The sequence below is a fragment of the Bacteroides sp. MSSM.1001136sp1_RTP21357st2_D2_RTP21359_211015 genome (genome assembly GCF_040913205.1).
Lineage (GTDB): Bacteria > Bacteroidota > Bacteroidia > Bacteroidales > Bacteroidaceae > Bacteroides > Bacteroides ovatus.
Window position 1 is genome coordinate 61,370 of sequence record NZ_JBDFVF010000006.1, and the last position, 16,321, is coordinate 77,690.

A 16,321-nucleotide genomic window follows, 5' to 3' on the forward strand; every position below is an offset into this window, starting at 1 on the left:
AAATGTAACAATTAGGAAGCCAAGTAGTTGGATTCACTTAACATTTCGTGGTAATCAGTAAATTCCAGGAGATCTTTCAGCTTCATATCCTTATGCTTTTTCATGTAAGAAGCAATGATTCTTGCTCCCATCCATGTACCTATCAATGCCGGAGCTTGAGCACCCAACATATCAACAGCAGGAGCAGGCTTCATATAATAGCGGATCACCATCGGGTCACGAGCATGCAGATGATCGTTGGTACAGATATAATTCCATATCTCCTTTTCATTATCCTTGCACCAGTCGCTTTCCTCCTTAGAGTACCCCATTGCTTCACCGATATCACTATATCCCAATAAGTTTTGCACTACGTAATTGATCTTCCCCGTATGCATCATCAAGTCAATCAGACAAGTACCTTCATGATAGTTCATACCGTAACGGCTCAAAAGATAAAAAGCAAAACAATCCGGCACAATCCGTTCCGGACGCATCGAGCGACACTGATAATCGTAATAGAAACGCTTATAAAGAGGATAATCTTCCCCCATATATTTATCAAGACTGATTCCCAATAAAGAATCCACTAAAATAATAGATTCGTTGAAAGCGGATACTTGCGAATAGATAAACGGCACTTTCGTATCAGGCACTTCCTTTTTCAGTTTCCGAAATCCTTTACTAAGTCCTTTTTCCACCTCATCCAGATTAGGATACTTTGCCTCTACATCGCTAAGCAAACGAACCAAAGTCGTATCCGAATAGAATTTTTGCAGACGTTGCGAGATGGTATCATCTTTCACCGTGCCGATAGACAATACATCCTCAATCAGGATTTTCGTCGGCATACGGTAGTCCATCGTCAACTTCTGCATAGCAGAAAAGCTGTTGGAGCGAACATATTCGCTCAACAGCTTATCATATCTCAGAACAGAAATCTCTTCTTCCTTCTGCTCCGTACCCTTTCCTGTGCTTATCCCGCAGGAGGTGAAAAGCATACTCATTAATATAATAAGAAGAGAGATCCGTAGTTTCATAATCTTTTATCCGTAAATGATGTTACCATTTTCGTCCATGTACTCATCGAGCCCTTTCTCGTAAGTAGCCATGGCACGAAGACTCATACCTACGCTGGAGAATCCACCGTCATGGAATAAGTTCTGCATAGTCACCTTACGGGTAAGATCGGAGAACATCACGATGCAATAATCGGCACATTCGTCAGCCGTTGCATTTCCGAGCGGAGACATACGGTTGGAGAAGTCGAACAGTTTGTCCATACCCTTCACGCCCGAACCGGCAGTAGTAAATGTAGGCGACTGTGAAATCGTGTTCACACGTACGCTATGTTCGCGTCCGTAAATGTAACCGAAGCTGCGAGCAATAGACTCCAACAAAGCCTTTGCATCGGCCATATCATTATAGCCATAGAAAGTACGCTGTGCGGCTACGTAGCTCAAAGCAACGATAGAACCATAATCAGCAATAGCATTCAGTTTCTTGGCCGACTGAATCATTTTGTGGAATGAAACAGCTGAAATATCCAATGTCTTATCCAACATTCCATAGTCAAGGTCATCGTAAGTACGTTTCTTGCGCACGTTGGGAGACATACCGATAGAGTGGAGTACAAAATCAATTTGTCCACCCAGTATATCCATGGAGGTCTTGAATACATTCTCCAAATCTTCTACGCTAGTGGCGTCTGCCGGAACAACTTGGCAATTTAATTTTTCGGCCAAAGCATCGACTTCTCCCATACGGATAGCCATCGGAGTATTTGATAATGTAATGGTTGCACCTTCTTCTACGGCACGCTCTGCCACTTTCCAGGCAATAGACTGATCGTTCAAAGCACCGAAGATAATACCTCTTTTTCCTTTCAACAAGTTGTAACTCATATCTTTTAATAGTTAAATTTTGTGCAAAGATAGGAACTTTCTGCATAAAAACACGAGAAGTGTGCAAATAATAGACAGAAATGACAAAAAATACACGTAATCTATCAATTAGTCCACATCGCCTTAGGCTTTCCCACCTATCTTTGCAATCGATAATTAAGAGGTTTTTTCATAATATTTATTTAAGGTTAGAATTAGGTTAACATGAATTCGTCTTATTCCTCTCCTGCAGGCTGCCTGCGACAGATCGCCTGCGGAAGGACATAAGAATTATGAAATCATCCTTATTAATCATCAACCAACTACCAAGAAAAACAATAGATGTATAACCCTATAGAAATTAAGTTACTAAATGAACACATTGACAAAAAGACTCTTCTGGATGGCCGTATGCTGTTTACCGTTTATCTCATTGGGATGTAAACAAAGCGAGACTGCTGTAAAAGAAAGCTCAATCAGTGACGCTCTTTACCAGAATTTACCTTTTGAAATGCCGAAAGTACAGCAACCGGTTTTTCCTGCTTACGAAGTAAACATTGAGAAATTCGGAGCCAAAGGAGACGGTCTGTTCCTGAATACAAAAGCAATCAACGATGCTATTAAAGATGTAAATCAGCATGGAGGGGGTAAAGTGATTATCCCGGAAGGCATTTGGTTGACAGGACCTATCGAACTGTTGAGCAACGTAAATTTATATACTAAACAGAATGCATTGGTACTCTTCACCGGTGATTTTGAAGCATATCCTATCATTGCCACGTCCTTTGAAGGATTGGAGACTCGTCGTTGCCAATCGCCGATTTCCGCACGCAATGCAGAGAATATCGCTATCACCGGACATGGTACATTTGACGGAAACGGCGACTGCTGGCGTCCAGTAAAAAAAGGAAAGCTGACTGCTTCTCAATGGAAAAAACTGGTAAAATCAGGAGGTGTTCTCGACGAAAAACAAGAAGTATGGTATCCCACTGCCGGCTCATTAAAAGGTGCAATGGCTTGCAAAGACTTCAATGTACCCGAAGGTATCAACACAGATGAAGAATGGGCAGAAATCCGTCCATGGTTGCGTCCGGTACTATTGAGTATCGTCAAAAGTAAAAAGGTACTGTTGGAAGGCGTTACTTTCAAAAACTCACCAAGCTGGTGTCTGCACCCCTTGTCTTGCGAAGATTTCACAGTAAATAATATCATGGTCATCAACCCCTGGTATTCTCAAAACGGTGATGCTATCGACTTGGAATCTTGTAAAAACGCTCTAATTATCAATAGTGTGTTTGATGCGGGAGACGATGCAATCTGTATCAAATCCGGTAAAGATGAAGATGGTCGCCGACGTGGTGAACCTTGCCAGAACGTTATCGTGAAAAATAATACAGTACTGCATGGACACGGTGGATTTGTAGTAGGAAGTGAAATGTCGGGTGGCGTGAAGAATATCTATGTAGAAGACTGCACATTTATGGGCACAGATGTAGGTTTGCGCTTCAAGAGTACCCGCGGACGTGGCGGTGTGGTAGAAAACATCTACATTAATAATATCAACATGATTAACATTCCGAACGAACCTTTGTTGTTCGACTTGTTCTATGGTGGAAAAGGCGCCGGCGAAGAATCGGAAGAAGACTTGCTGAACCGCATGAAGACAAGTATTCCTCCGGTAACGGAAGAAACACCCGCTTTCCGCAATATTCATATCTCTAATATTGTTTGCAGAGGTTCGGGACGTGCCATGTTCTTCAATGGTTTACCGGAAATGCCGATCAGCAATATTACTGTTAAGAATGTCGTGATGACAGAAGCTACGGACGGCGTTGTTATCAGCCAAGTCGACGGAGTTACTTTGGAGAATGTATATGTAGAATCATCAAAAGGCAACAATATACTAAATGTCAAAAATGCCAAGAATCTGACTGTAGACGGGAAGGTTTATGAAGAACTGGGAGCGAAAGAAGAAATTTTAAGTCTCAAATAAAGTTCACCACAGAGGACACGGAGGACACAAAGGATTCAGTTTAATAAAATGAAATCCATTTACTGCATATTTATTTCTCTGTGCCCTCTGTGTACTCTGTGGTGCAAAAAGAAAACCACAATATCATTATATAGAGTAAAAAGCTCAAATAGCAGACTATAATCTCCTCAAAAGAGACACAGTCTGCTATTTTTTCTGCTATTTTTGCAAGGAGAAATACGACGTATAATTTCAGCCTTAGAAACATGAAGAAAAATCTTTTTATTATTACTTTCTTTTTAGGAGCTTTCAGTCTGTCTGCCCAAACGCAGAAACAGGAGAAAACCATCACAGTTGAAGTACAAAACAACTGGAATCAGCCCAAAGCGGATGCTCCGGTTGTTATCAATCTACATGAGTTGCACGCTGGTTTCAAAGTAAAATCAGCTGTTGTCATGGAAGGTATGAAGGAAATTCCTTCGCAGTTGGACGATTTGAACCGGGACCGCAAGATGGACGAACTGGTCTTTGTTGCCGATCTTCCTGCCCATGGTAGAAAAACATTTCAGGTTACACTTTCTTCGGAAAAGAGTACAAAGACTTATCCTGAACGAGTTTATGCCGATATGTTTATTGTAGACAACAAGAAAGGTAAACATCAACGGGTACAGGCTATCACCGTTCCCGGCACTAGCAATATATACAGCATGGTACGTCCTCACGGTCCGGTTTTGGAATCGGAACTGGTAGGATACCGTCTTTATTTCAATGAAAAACAGACACCGGATATTTACGGCAAGTTCAACAAAGGACTGGAAATCAAAGAATCGCAGTTCTATCCGACGGATGAGCAGTTAGCTAAAGGATTCGGAGATGACGTACTTCGCGTGTTCGACAGTTGCGGACCGGGTGCATTGAAAGGTTGGGACGGACAAAAGGCAACCCATATTACTCCAGTGGACACTCGTACAGAACGTATCGTCTCTTATGGACCGGTACGTGTAATTGCAGAAATAGAAGTAACCGGATGGAAATATCAGGATCAGGAACTGAATATGATGACACGCTACACGCTTTATGCCGGACATCGCGATCTTCATATCGAAGCATTCTTTGACGAACCGCTCGATAAAGAAATTTTCTGCACAGGTGTGCAAGACATCGTAGGTACTTCCAAATCTTTCTCCGATCATAAAGGACTCGTAGGAAGCTGGGGAACAGACTGGCCGGTAAACGACACCGTGAAATATGCTAAAGAAACTGTAGGGCTGGGCACTTGTATTCCTCAACGTTATGTAAAATCGGAAGAAAAGGATAAAGCCAACTTCCTTTATACAATTACCGCCCCGGGAAATAAATATTTCCAGTATCACACGACTTTCACCTCGATGAAAGAGACATTCGGATATAAAACGCCGGAAGCATGGTTTGCTCATCTCCGCGAATGGAAAGAAGAGCTGGCTCATCCGGTGACAGTGAGAATAAAAGATAACCGCACCAATAAATAGGGTAGAAACAAATACAACTAAACAAAAATTACGAGGTATCTACCAATTTTTCTATGACTCTGCACAAATATTCCTCCTTGTGCAGAGTCTTTTTATTTACCTTTGCCATCAGATAAAACCAACGAATCATTTATATAAATAATCTATCTATAACATGAAACGATTGACACAGACTTTAGCCTTTTGCTTATTAACGGTTTTCACCGCAGTGGCACAGAAGAACTATGTATCTGAAGTATGGGTTTCCGACCTCGGAAACGGTAAATACAAAAATCCGGTGCTTTATGCCGACTATTCCGATCCGGATGCTTGCCGTGTAGGAGATGATTTCTATATGACTTCATCCAGTTTCAACTGTTTGCCGGGATTGCAAATCCTTCATTCTAAAGATTTAGTCAACTGGACAATCATCGGTGCCGCAGTTCCCAATGCCCTCTCCCCTATCGAAACTCCGGAACGGCCGGAACACGGCAATCGTGTATGGGCTCCGGCTATTCGTCATCACAACGGTGAGTTTTACATCTTTTGGGGAGATCCCGATCAGGGAGCTTTTATGGTGAAAGCCAAAGATCCGAAAGGTCCGTGGAGCGAACCGGTCTTGGTGAAAGCGGGAAAAGGTATCATTGACACTTGCCCGTTCTGGGATGAAGACGGAAAAGTATATATGGTACACGCATACGCAGGAAGTCGTGCCGGACTGAAAAGTGTAATCACTATCTGCGAACTGAATGCAGAAGCAACAAAAGCGATCACTCCTTCCCGTATAATTTTCGACGGTCACGAAGCACATCAGACTTGCGAAGGTCCTAAAATGTACAAGAGAAACGACTATTATTATATCTTCCATCCGGCCGGCGGTGTACCGACAGGCTGGCAGGTCGTATTACGTTCTAAAAACATCTACGGTCCTTACGAATGGAAAACAGTACTTGCGCAAGGTAACTCTCCTGTCAACGGTCCTCACCAAGGTGCATGGGTAGATACTCCTACCGGAGAAGACTGGTTCCTCCACTTTCAAGATGTCGGTGCTTACGGACGCATTATGCATCTCCAACCGATGAAATGGGTGAACGACTGGCCTGTTATCGGTATTGATAAAGACGGTGACGGCTGCGGAGAACCTGTTTTGACTTACAAGAAGCCAAATGTCGGTAAAACATATCCTATCTGCACTCCACAAGAAAGTGACGAATTTGATGGGTATACACTTTCTCCGCAGTGGCAATGGCATGCTAACATTAATGAAAAATGGGCGTATTATGCAGGTGACAAAAGCTATGTCAGATTATACTCTTATCCGGTAGTAGAAGATTATAAGAACCTGTGGGATGTAGCCAACCTCTTATTACAAAAAACTCCTTCTGATAATTTTACCGCAACAATGAAACTGACGTTCAGCCCTAACCAAAAGAATAAAGGCGAACGCACTGGACTTGTCGTTATGGGCAGGGATTATGCCGGACTTGTTCTAGAAAATACAGACAAAGGTTTGGTTCTGTCGCAAGTTGAATGTGACAGAGCAGATAAAGGCAAACCAGAAGAAGTGAAAGCCGCTGTTGATCTTTCGCAAAACACGGTTTATCTGAAAGTGCGTTTCAGTTGTGACGGAAAGAAAATCAAGGGTAGTGAAGGCGGACATGACCTCATTGTGATGTGTAATTTCAGCTATAGCCTCGACGGAAAGAAATATGAATCATTAGGTGTTCCTTTCCAGGCAAGAGAAGGACAATGGATTGGTGCCAAAGTCGGTATGTTCTGTACGCGTCCGGCTATTAAAACGAATGACGGCGGTTGGGCAGACGTTGACTGGTTCCGTATTACGAAGAAGTAATCAAAGTATATATAAAGATGAAAAAAGATTGTCCCGCAACTTTCAAGCAGTAGCGGGACAATCTTTTTTATCTTCTTTAAACTTACATACAAGCCCAGCCAAATTTACGAACAAGCTCTGCAAGCAGACTACGGTCTTTTATTGGCAAATTAATGACCACATTCTCGCGCTTCTCTCCAGATAAAACATATCCCTCAGCCGGCAATTTATCTTCCAACAATACACTTTCCTTTAATAACGTTTTCTGGTATTCACCCGATTGAAACACAACATCGTAATACTCATGCTCATTTTCAGGCTGTAGATAGAGTAAACGCAAATCGGCTTTACCTGCTAAGAAGGATTCAAGTCTACGTGTAGAGATACGTATTCCCGTATAGCGATAAACCGTCTCATCATCATACAAAAGACAAAGATACAGTGTATCAAAGGCATCTCTTGCCACAAAAAGCTGAGGCACATCACAGAAATCCAGAATTTTGTCTATCCTTAACACATCTTCCATTCCCATAATCAGACTATTTTAGCTTGTAAAACATTAAAATCCTTTGTTCTCCACCAAGAATAATGTGCTATATCAAATGTTTTCTTTAACACTCCATCTTTTGGTTCCAATATGACTAAAGCAATATTTGCCTTCTTGAACTTAGGAAGCTTTAATCTTTTCTCCGCTTCTTCCCTCTCTGAAAATAGAGAGACTGCCCTTGTCACACATTCATCTATTCCTAATCCTTTAAAGACCTTATCCGGCTGCATTTTTCTTTGCGAAAAGAAATCTTCTGTTGTAACAGGATTACCATTTGCAATTCTATAATAACAGCCTTCGCACCGCTTCGCATCCGTTGGGGGACATTGTTCAGGCAATGCCTCAAACCATTCTGCATTCATTATTCTTTAGTTTTTCGCAAAGTTAAGCCAATCTGGTAGAATAACAAATATATTTCCGGCTTTGTTGTTCATTCGATATTCTCTAAACTATTGCCTCATTCTTCCCAATCTCATTTTTTTAGTATACCTTTGCAGAATAAAAGATTTAAATATAGAATTAACTATAAACATAAGCCTTAATGAAAAAACTAATAATATTCGATTTGGACGGTACATTATTAAATACTATCGCAGACCTCGCCCATAGCACTAATTATGCTTTGAATAAATTAGGATACCCCACACACGATGTAGAAAAGTATAACTTCATGGTAGGAAATGGTATCAACAAACTCTTTGAACGTGCATTACCCGAAGGAGAAAAGACAGAAGAGAATGTGCTCCGGGTAAGAAAAGAGTTTATTCCTTATTATGATATTCACAATGCAGACGATAGTCGTCCTTACCCGGGTATTTCAGCGTTATTGTCTTATCTGCAATCCGCAGGCATTCAGATTGCCGTAGCCTCCAACAAATATCAGGCCGCTACCGAGAAACTGGTTGCCCACTACTTTCCGGAAATTCATTTCACTGCCGTTTTCGGCCAACGGGAAGGAGTAAATGTCAAACCTGATCCAACAATCGTTTTTGATATATTAAAACTTGCCGATGTACGAAAAGAAGATGTTCTTTATGTAGGTGATTCCGGTGTAGACATGCAAACAGCAGCCAATGCCGGTGTAACAGCTTGCGGAGTGACATGGGGATTTCGACCACGTACGGAACTGGAAGAATTTAATCCGGCATATATGACAGATGTGGCCGAAAAAATAAAAAAAATGGTCTTTTAACGATGATATCCTTACAAGAATAATTATGATTCGGCAAGTAAAACTTCAATAGTCTCAATAAGTTCTCTTGCCGGAGCTTTTATCGTACTGATTTCATCCTCCGATATTGAATAAATGCAATTATAATCCCCTTTTTGCCGTAATTGTTCCATACGCGCCAAAAAACTTCCCAAACGTGCACTAATTTTGCCTGTTTTTATAAAATTCAAGCCAAAGCAAGCTATCAACCCATCATGGGTTTTACATGATAATCCATTTTGTATTAATAAAGCCTGAACAGCATGAAAACAGGCATAATAATATCTATTGGAAGCAATATCCCAATACTTCAGATCAAACATCTCATCTGCTTGTTTCAAAAATACTTTAGCTTTCTCCAACTGTAATATCACCAAAGAATTACGTTCTTCATCTGTCAATTTCATACTAATTCAATTCCTTCCTGCTCTACATTTTTATAAAATGGTGTAATACAACTTGCAGCCCATTCTTTCATCGTATACATAATCGGATTAATTCGCACTCCCAAGTCCCATCCCAACATAGTTAAGGGAAAGCTTACCTTATCATAATCTTCAGGCTCCAATTTTTCTTTATCTAAGATAATCAAAATATCCCAATCAGAATCAATCCGTGCATCCCCACGAGCTTGAGAACCAAACAACAAAGCCTTGCCACCTTTTGGTAAATGCTCTGTCAATGCCTGCTTAATAGACTCTAATATTTTATTTGTATGACTTTTCATATTCGTCTCCCCTTACTCTTCTACAAATATACAATAAATATCAATACAACAATATGACTTACAAAAAAATCGCTCTTGCTAATTATTCATACTTGGTTCTTATCCATGACTAATATGAATAAAGAATAAAGTCTAATATTACATATTTTCCGTACAAATTTCAATATCACTTTCCTTACAATGCATTTTCTTTGCAACAGGTAAAGAAAGGCTCACCTTTGTGTGCCTAAATCTAAGAACAATAGTAATCTAATTTATTATAAAATGAAAAAGCATCTTATACTATTTTTTGCAGGAGTAATATTGAGTTACGGGAACATAAAAGCACAGACAGTTCCCGATAAAAAAGAAATTCTGAAAGTAACTCTTCATGTGAACGACTATTTCATGAAGAAATATGCCGACTATCGCACTCCTTCCTTTGTGAAAAAAGTAGTTCGCCCCAGTAATATCTGGACACGAAGCGTATATTACGAAGGCTTAATGGCACTCTACTCCATCTATCCCGCAGACGAATATTATCTCTATGCCAAAGAATGGGCGGATTACCACCAATGGGGCTTCCACCGTGGGACAACCACCCGTAATGCAGATAATTACTGCGCCAGCCAAATCTATCTCGATTTATACAACATTTGCCCCGATCCTGAAAAAATACGGAAAACGAAAGCCAATATGGATATGCTGGTCAATACTCCACAAATAAACGACTGGTGGTGGATAGATGCTATCCAGATGGGGATGCCTATATTTGCCAAAATGGGGAAACTTACAGGCGAACAGAAGTACTTCGACAAAATGTGGGATATGTACGAATATACCCGTAATAAACACGGAGAGAACGGAATGTTCAATGTCAAAGAAGGTTTGTGGTGGAGAGACCATAATTTCGATCCTCCATACAAAGAGCCTAATGGCGAAAACTGTTATTGGAGCCGTGGTAACGGATGGGTATACGCAGCTTTGGTGCGGGTAATGAACGAAATTCCATCTGATGAAAAACATCGCCAAGATTACATCAATGATTTTATGGCTATGAGCAAAGCACTGAAACAATGCCAGCGTGAAGATGGCTTTTGGAATGTCAGCCTCCACGATCCGTCAAACTTCGGAGGCAAAGAGACTTCCGGCACAGCTCTTTTCGTATATGGTATGGCTTGGGGCGTACGCAACGGTCTATTGGATAAAAAGACCTATCTGCCTGTAATCATAAAAGCATGGAATGCTATGGTGAAGGATGCAGTTCACCCGAATGGTTTTCTTGGTTATGTACAGGGAACCGGCAAAGAACCGAAAGACAGTCAACCTGTCACATACGACAAAGTTCCTGATTTTGAGGATTTCGGAACAGGATGTTTCCTTCTTGCCGGAAGTGAAATCTATAAATTAAACCTCAATATGTAACTGATAAACATACTTATCTTGAATCCGGTCTATCCTGCACAAACCGGATTCAAGGTAAGTATATACTACGTTTTACTTCTCTCCCCTTTCTGGTAAGCCGAAGGAGATACTCCAAACTGCGCTTTAAAACATTTACTGAAATAAAGAGGATCGTTAATACCCACTTTATAAGAAACTTCCGCAACAGTCAGATCCCTTTCGGTCAAAAACAGTTCGGCAGCCTTCTTCATTCGTACGACACGCAAATACTCATTCGGTGAGTATCCTGTCACTCCGCGTAATTTCTTATAAAACACAGTTCGTCCCATCCCCATCATTTGCGCAAATTCATCAATAGAAATATTGTATTGAGAATAAATCTTTTCGACTACAGCTACCAACTGGTCTGCAAATTCCTTGTCCCGGTCCGTGTTACATAAAGCAGGACGTACTACCCCCGGTTCACTGGAAAACTTCTTCCGTAACTTTTCGCATTGCTCTATCAGCCGGAACACCTGCGCAAGCAAAAGCTTAAAACTAAATGGCTTTGCAACATAAACATCCGCTCCCGCTTCAAGTCCTTCCAGGTGCTTATCCGGTGAAGTCAAGGCAGTCAGCAGAATAATAGGAATATGACTTGTCGCAAATTCAGTTTTCAGTTTCTTTGTCACTTCGAAACCGGTCATCCCGGGCATCAATACATCGCAGATAATCAAGTCTGCGTCATAGTTGCATGCCTTTTCAAATCCGGATATTCCATCCGCAGCCACTTCTACTTCAAAATAAGCACTAAGCTCCTCCTGCAGGAATCCACGAATATCATTATCGTCTTCGATGACTAATATTTTATGTTTTCTTGATGTGGTGACTGTCTTTTCATGTTCCTGACATTCTTCTGAAAGTTCCTGTAAATGGTGAGTCTGCATATTCGCTTCTTCCAGCAGGAGATTGCCGGGAACCAGGAAGTCTTTTTCCGAATAAACAGTTTTATCAGTCGGAATACATACCGTAAATACGGAACCTCCCCCTTCATTATCTTTATATTCAATCGTTCCCTTATGCACCTGCACCAATTCATGGCTCAAATGCAACCCTACTCCAATGCTATCTCCGAAGAAACTACTTTGCATGAAACGTTTAAACAATTCTCCCTGCTTTTCTTTAGGAATACCTACTCCGGTATCCGCTACCTGAATGTATAAACACTTCTTCACCTCATCCACATTCACAGAAAACAGAATTGTCCCACCCGAAGGAGTATACTTAAAAGCATTTGAAAGTAAGTTATACACCACCTTATCCAAATTACCTTTATCAATAAACATTTTATAGGATGGCACAGACGGCAAAAAGCGGAAATCCATATTCTTCTGTTCTGCTACGTCACTGAAACTTAAATATATTTCGTACAGGAAAGCAACTACATCAGTTTCCTGCAGAGAAAGAGCCAACTTGTTGTTCTGCATTTTTCTGAACTCCAGCAACTGATTAATCAGCCTCAACATACGTTGTGTACTTTTATCCATGACTTTCAACGGATGCAATAAGGCTTGTGGAATATCATCCATCCGGTACATTTTCTCCAATGCTCCTTGGATCAATGTAAGCGGAGTACGGAATTCATGAGAGATATTTGTGAAAAATACCAATTTATACTCTGTCAGTTGTTTTTCAACATTGATGCGGTTGCGCAACCTATTGAAATTAAAAATGATACGATATGTAAAGTACAAAGCTATTAATATCAGGATGAAATATCCGAGCATAGCCCAATTTGTTTTCCAAAACGGAGGCACGATAACAATCTTCAAGGTTGTTTCGGTATCATTCCAAATACCGGCACCATCACAATATTTCACATGGAAAATGTAACTGCCCGGCTCCAGATATTTATAAGTGGCAAAACTTAAAGAAGACGGAACATTCCATCCCTTGTCATAGTTTTCCAGCCAATACATATACTTGATTTGACCATTATCCGAATAATCAAGAGTAGAAAAATCAAGCATAAAAGAATTCTGGAAATATTTCAATGTAATCTTATCCGAATAGGCTAAAGATTCTTGCAAAGGAGAACCCGGCATATTAGGCTTCACCTGAATTCCATTAACGGACAATCCTGTGATAACAATAGGAGAAAGCAATCTCTCTGTTGGAATCTTCTTCGGGTCAATAATCGTCAATCCGTAGTTTGTTCCAAAAATCAGTTTACCGTCTGCACCCATACACGCACTGTTCTCGCTATACACATTTCCTAATGTATAAGATGAGAAGAAATAATTCTCGAAAGAATGGCTGTTGGGATTGAACCTTGAAATTCCATATTCCGTAGCAATCCATAATTGTCCCGAATGATCTTCTAAAATAGATTGCACCATATTATTAACCAGTCCTTCCGCTATTCCATAATGTGTATATTTCAAAGACTGACAGTCGTCTGACAGTTCGCATAGATTCAGCCCGGCACCCGAAGTTCCTACCCACATGCGCCCTTTGCTATCACGAAACAGGCAACGAATCTCATTGCTGCAAAAATTGCCATCGGTGTAGCTGAACAAATGATAGTTATCTTCATTAGCAATCAATGAGTCAGGGTGGAATATGCAGATACCTTCACTTGTGCCCATCCATATCATCCCTTTCTCATCTTCTGCCATTACTCTGACTATCCGTAAGCCATACTTCTTTCCTTGAAAGAAACGACGGAACTTATATTGTCCTTTTTCCGTTGATTCTGCCAGATCCAGTCCTCCTCCAAATGTCCCCACCCACATACGATCTTTCTTATCACGAAGAATGGAATAAATATTAGAATGAGATAAGGCAAAAGGATTAGACGGATCCGTTTTATACCACGTATCTCCTATTTTTAGTCCGTCTCCCCGGGTTCCTATCCATATATTCTCCTGACTATCTTCTGAAATCGCATAAATATTATAGGGCAAATAATGATTATCTATCTTAGTTTTCAGATGAGAATCATAATTATACAATCCACCTCTTCGCGTTCCTACCCATATATCTCCATTCGACATTTTAGTCAGTAACCGGATTGTATTCGAACGGTCAAAAACATCCGGTGATTCTGGATAGACATGTGTAATGCCTTTATTTGAAATGGAAATATGAGACAAACCGGAATATTCGGAGCTTACCCATATTCCTCCTGTTCTGTCTTTCATCAAACATAACAAAAAATCTGACCCTATAGGTCCTGCATTCTTCCCTTCGGAAACAAAGTGTTCCAACCGATCTTCCTGAATATCGTAGGTGAAAAGTCCGTTTCCATAAGTTGAAATCCACACAATCCCCCGGTCATCACGCACCACATGATAGCGTTCATAATCTATATATTTCATCTTCTCTTCAGGAATCAGTTGAAAATTCTTTATTTCTCCGCTCTTCGAGTTTATATAATAAATTCGTCCAGTGTTATTGTAAGCCCAACAATCTCCATAATTGTCATGAATAACTTTTCCATTATTTATTTTCAATTCCCTGCAAGGAGTTATTTGAAAGTTCTGAAAATCAAATTCATATACTCCTTCGCTGGAAGTAAATATAACCCATTTATCTTTTATCAATGAATGTGTACTGACAGATGTATTACCGGCTATTGCAGACAGCGACGCTAAACAGTCTATTTTTTTCGATCCATTTACACAGCGATACACATCTCCACTCTTTGTCAGAAAATACATATCCTCTCCATGAGGGAAAGAAGAAGAAAAATTCAATTTCCTATCAATAAATTCAACTTTCCCTTTATAAACAGACGCAAGTCCCTGCATGGTACCAATCCAGATCCTGCCACTAGAATCTTCATTTATAAATTTAATCCGGTCATCGGGCAGGTTTCCAAATTTCGTTCTAAACTTCACAGAGGTCATAGTCCGATCGTCCTCACAAACAATTTGACGCACACCATTCCTTCTATGCCAAAGCCACACATCTCCATTAGAGGACATAAATATTTCTGAATAGTTCTCTCCATCACTTCCGGTACCGGTAAAATCTACAAAACAAGCTTTCTGTAGATCATAACAGCTGAATAATTCCGGCACAGTCTTTATCCACAAAAAACCATTCTTATCCTCTGCCACATGTTTTATTCTGTTATCTGCTAAAGAAATCCGATCGTGTTTCCCGCTTTCCAACTGATAAGTAAGAAAAGTATTTCCATCATAACGGGTCAATCCGTCTAAAGTACCCAACCATAAGAATCCTTTACTGTCCTGAAACATGCATCGTACAGAATTACTAGGTAGCCCATCACTGGTTCTCATTTGTTTGGAACTAAGTTCAATATCAGCATACAGATCCGATATAGAAAAACTAAACAAAACGAAAAGGCATAATAATTTATATTTCATATAGTGGTTAGGGTTATTTTGATTGCTGGTTACAAAGATACATCTTTTCATAGTTTTTTTAAGATTTATACAAGCAAAACTAACCAAAAGGAAGAATAAATACAAAAAACTTAGCAGTCTATTTCGAAACAAGGATTATTATCCATATTTATGTCATTTTTTCCATATACTGACCAATGATTTGCATTGGTTCATAATCGGTACGGTTTTGAACAATTCAATGCTTTTCTCTATAACATGGTCAATTCTTCCATCTCCTTCACTTTTCTCTGTTTCTTCGATAAATAAGGAGTTTGCAGGTGGAATGTCTTTATTCTAAAAAGGTTGTCATCTAAAAAAATAAGAACAAGTGAAGCAAATTCTGTATTTCAAGATAAATCCTTATATTTGTATCAAATTCGTCTGATATAAAAGTTGAATATGATAAAAACAATGAATAAGCCACTTACATACGATGATATACCTAAAATGTATCTGTTTTGCAACCACACCAAATGTCCGCGCCGCAACAAATGCCTCCGTTTTCAGGCTGCGATGATTGTGCCCCAAAGTGTTCCTCACTACGAAGCGATCAACATCAACCATGTAGCGGGGAATGAAAAGGAATGTTCCTATTTCAGTGCATACACTCTCACGACCTTTGCACTTGGCATCAGCCATATATTAGACGACGTTCCGCACAAAAAAGCTATGGCCATACAAAACAGCCTTAAATCTTTAATGGGGAAAAGCATGTACTACCGTATTCGCAACAAACAACGTCGACTTCATCCATCGGAACAGAAACAAATCGCAGACGTTTTCCTGGAACACGGCATCAAGACAAAGATTAACTTCGACGAATACATTGAAGATTATGACTGGTAAGCCACAGATTGTGACGGGAAAGATACTTGCGAAAATATTTCATAGGAATTGAATAAAAGTTT

At 40.1% G+C, this 16,321-nt stretch carries 12 protein-coding genes and 1 pseudogene; 6 read left to right on the forward strand and 7 right to left on the reverse strand.

What is annotated here, in order from left to right; all coding sequences use genetic code 11:
• Positions 1-11: 11 nt before the first annotated feature.
• Together AB5217_RS06185 and AB5217_RS06190 are read right to left on the reverse strand one after the other, a co-directional pair.
• Positions 12-1,019 carry a hypothetical protein gene (locus AB5217_RS06185; protein WP_004304519.1) on the reverse strand — a complete coding sequence of 336 codons (1,008 nt, stop codon included), beginning with the start codon at positions 1,017-1,019 and terminating at the stop codon, positions 12-14.
• Between the two features lie 6 nt (positions 1,020-1,025).
• Positions 1,026-1,883, reverse strand: coding sequence for an enoyl-ACP reductase (locus AB5217_RS06190; protein ID WP_032843067.1), 858 nt, complete (start codon positions 1,881-1,883; stop codon positions 1,026-1,028).
• A 352-nt stretch (positions 1,884-2,235) separates the two neighbouring features.
• Between AB5217_RS06190 and AB5217_RS06195 the strand changes: the two are divergent.
• The 3 genes and pseudogenes from AB5217_RS06195 (at position 2,236) to AB5217_RS06205 (ending at position 7,173) form a co-directional block, all read left to right on the forward strand.
• A pseudogene (locus AB5217_RS06195) lies at positions 2,236-3,899 on the forward strand (glycoside hydrolase family 28 protein).
• A 201-nt stretch (positions 3,900-4,100) separates the two neighbouring features.
• Entirely contained in the window at positions 4,101-5,342 is a 1,242-nt protein-coding gene (locus AB5217_RS06200) for a DUF4861 domain-containing protein (RefSeq protein WP_004304515.1), read from the forward strand.
• Positions 5,343-5,496: 154 nt separating this feature from the next.
• Positions 5,497-7,173 (forward strand): glycoside hydrolase 43 family protein, encoded by a 1,677-nt coding sequence (locus AB5217_RS06205; RefSeq protein ID WP_032843063.1) that lies wholly within the window; start codon positions 5,497-5,499, stop codon positions 7,171-7,173.
• A gap of 82 nt (positions 7,174-7,255) precedes the next feature.
• On the opposite strand, the gene AB5217_RS06210 is transcribed toward AB5217_RS06205, so the two are convergent.
• Positions 7,256-7,684, reverse strand: coding sequence for a DUF6575 domain-containing protein (locus AB5217_RS06210; protein ID WP_004301681.1), 429 nt, complete (start codon positions 7,682-7,684; stop codon positions 7,256-7,258).
• A gap of 2 nt (positions 7,685-7,686) precedes the next feature.
• On the reverse strand, positions 7,687-8,061 hold the full coding sequence (locus tag AB5217_RS06215) for a hypothetical protein (protein ID WP_004301677.1): 375 nt from the start codon (positions 8,059-8,061) through the stop codon (positions 7,687-7,689).
• 179 nt (positions 8,062-8,240) lie between these two features.
• Between AB5217_RS06215 and AB5217_RS06220 the strand changes: the two genes are divergently transcribed.
• Complete coding sequence (locus AB5217_RS06220) at positions 8,241-8,891, forward strand: HAD family hydrolase (protein WP_004301675.1); 651 nt, start codon at positions 8,241-8,243, stop codon at positions 8,889-8,891.
• 23 nt (positions 8,892-8,914) lie between these two features.
• On the opposite strand, the gene AB5217_RS06225 is transcribed toward AB5217_RS06220, so the two are convergent.
• Positions 8,915-9,316, reverse strand: coding sequence for a HEPN domain-containing protein (locus AB5217_RS06225; protein ID WP_004301673.1), 402 nt, complete (start codon positions 9,314-9,316; stop codon positions 8,915-8,917).
• The gene (locus AB5217_RS06230) at positions 9,313-9,636 is read right to left on the reverse strand and encodes a nucleotidyltransferase domain-containing protein (RefSeq protein WP_032843062.1); all 324 of its coding nucleotides are present in this window, start codon (positions 9,634-9,636) and stop codon (positions 9,313-9,315) included. Before AB5217_RS06230 ends, AB5217_RS06225 begins: the two co-directional genes overlap by 4 nt.
• A gap of 264 nt (positions 9,637-9,900) precedes the next feature.
• Between AB5217_RS06230 and AB5217_RS06235 the strand changes: the two genes are divergently transcribed.
• Entirely contained in the window at positions 9,901-11,040 is a 1,140-nt protein-coding gene (locus AB5217_RS06235) for a glycoside hydrolase family 88 protein (RefSeq protein WP_042994127.1), read from the forward strand.
• A 65-nt stretch (positions 11,041-11,105) separates the two neighbouring features.
• Here AB5217_RS06235 and AB5217_RS06240 read toward each other — a convergent pair whose 3' ends face one another.
• Positions 11,106-15,392 (reverse strand): two-component regulator propeller domain-containing protein, encoded by a 4,287-nt coding sequence (locus tag AB5217_RS06240; RefSeq protein WP_368112668.1) that lies wholly within the window; start codon positions 15,390-15,392, stop codon positions 11,106-11,108.
• Between the two features lie 432 nt (positions 15,393-15,824).
• On the opposite strand from AB5217_RS06240, the gene AB5217_RS06245 reads away from it, so the two are divergent.
• A complete protein-coding gene (locus tag AB5217_RS06245) occupies positions 15,825-16,259 on the forward strand; it encodes a DUF6078 family protein (protein WP_032842376.1) in 435 nt (144 codons plus the stop codon).
• Positions 16,260-16,321: the final 62 nt, after the last annotated feature.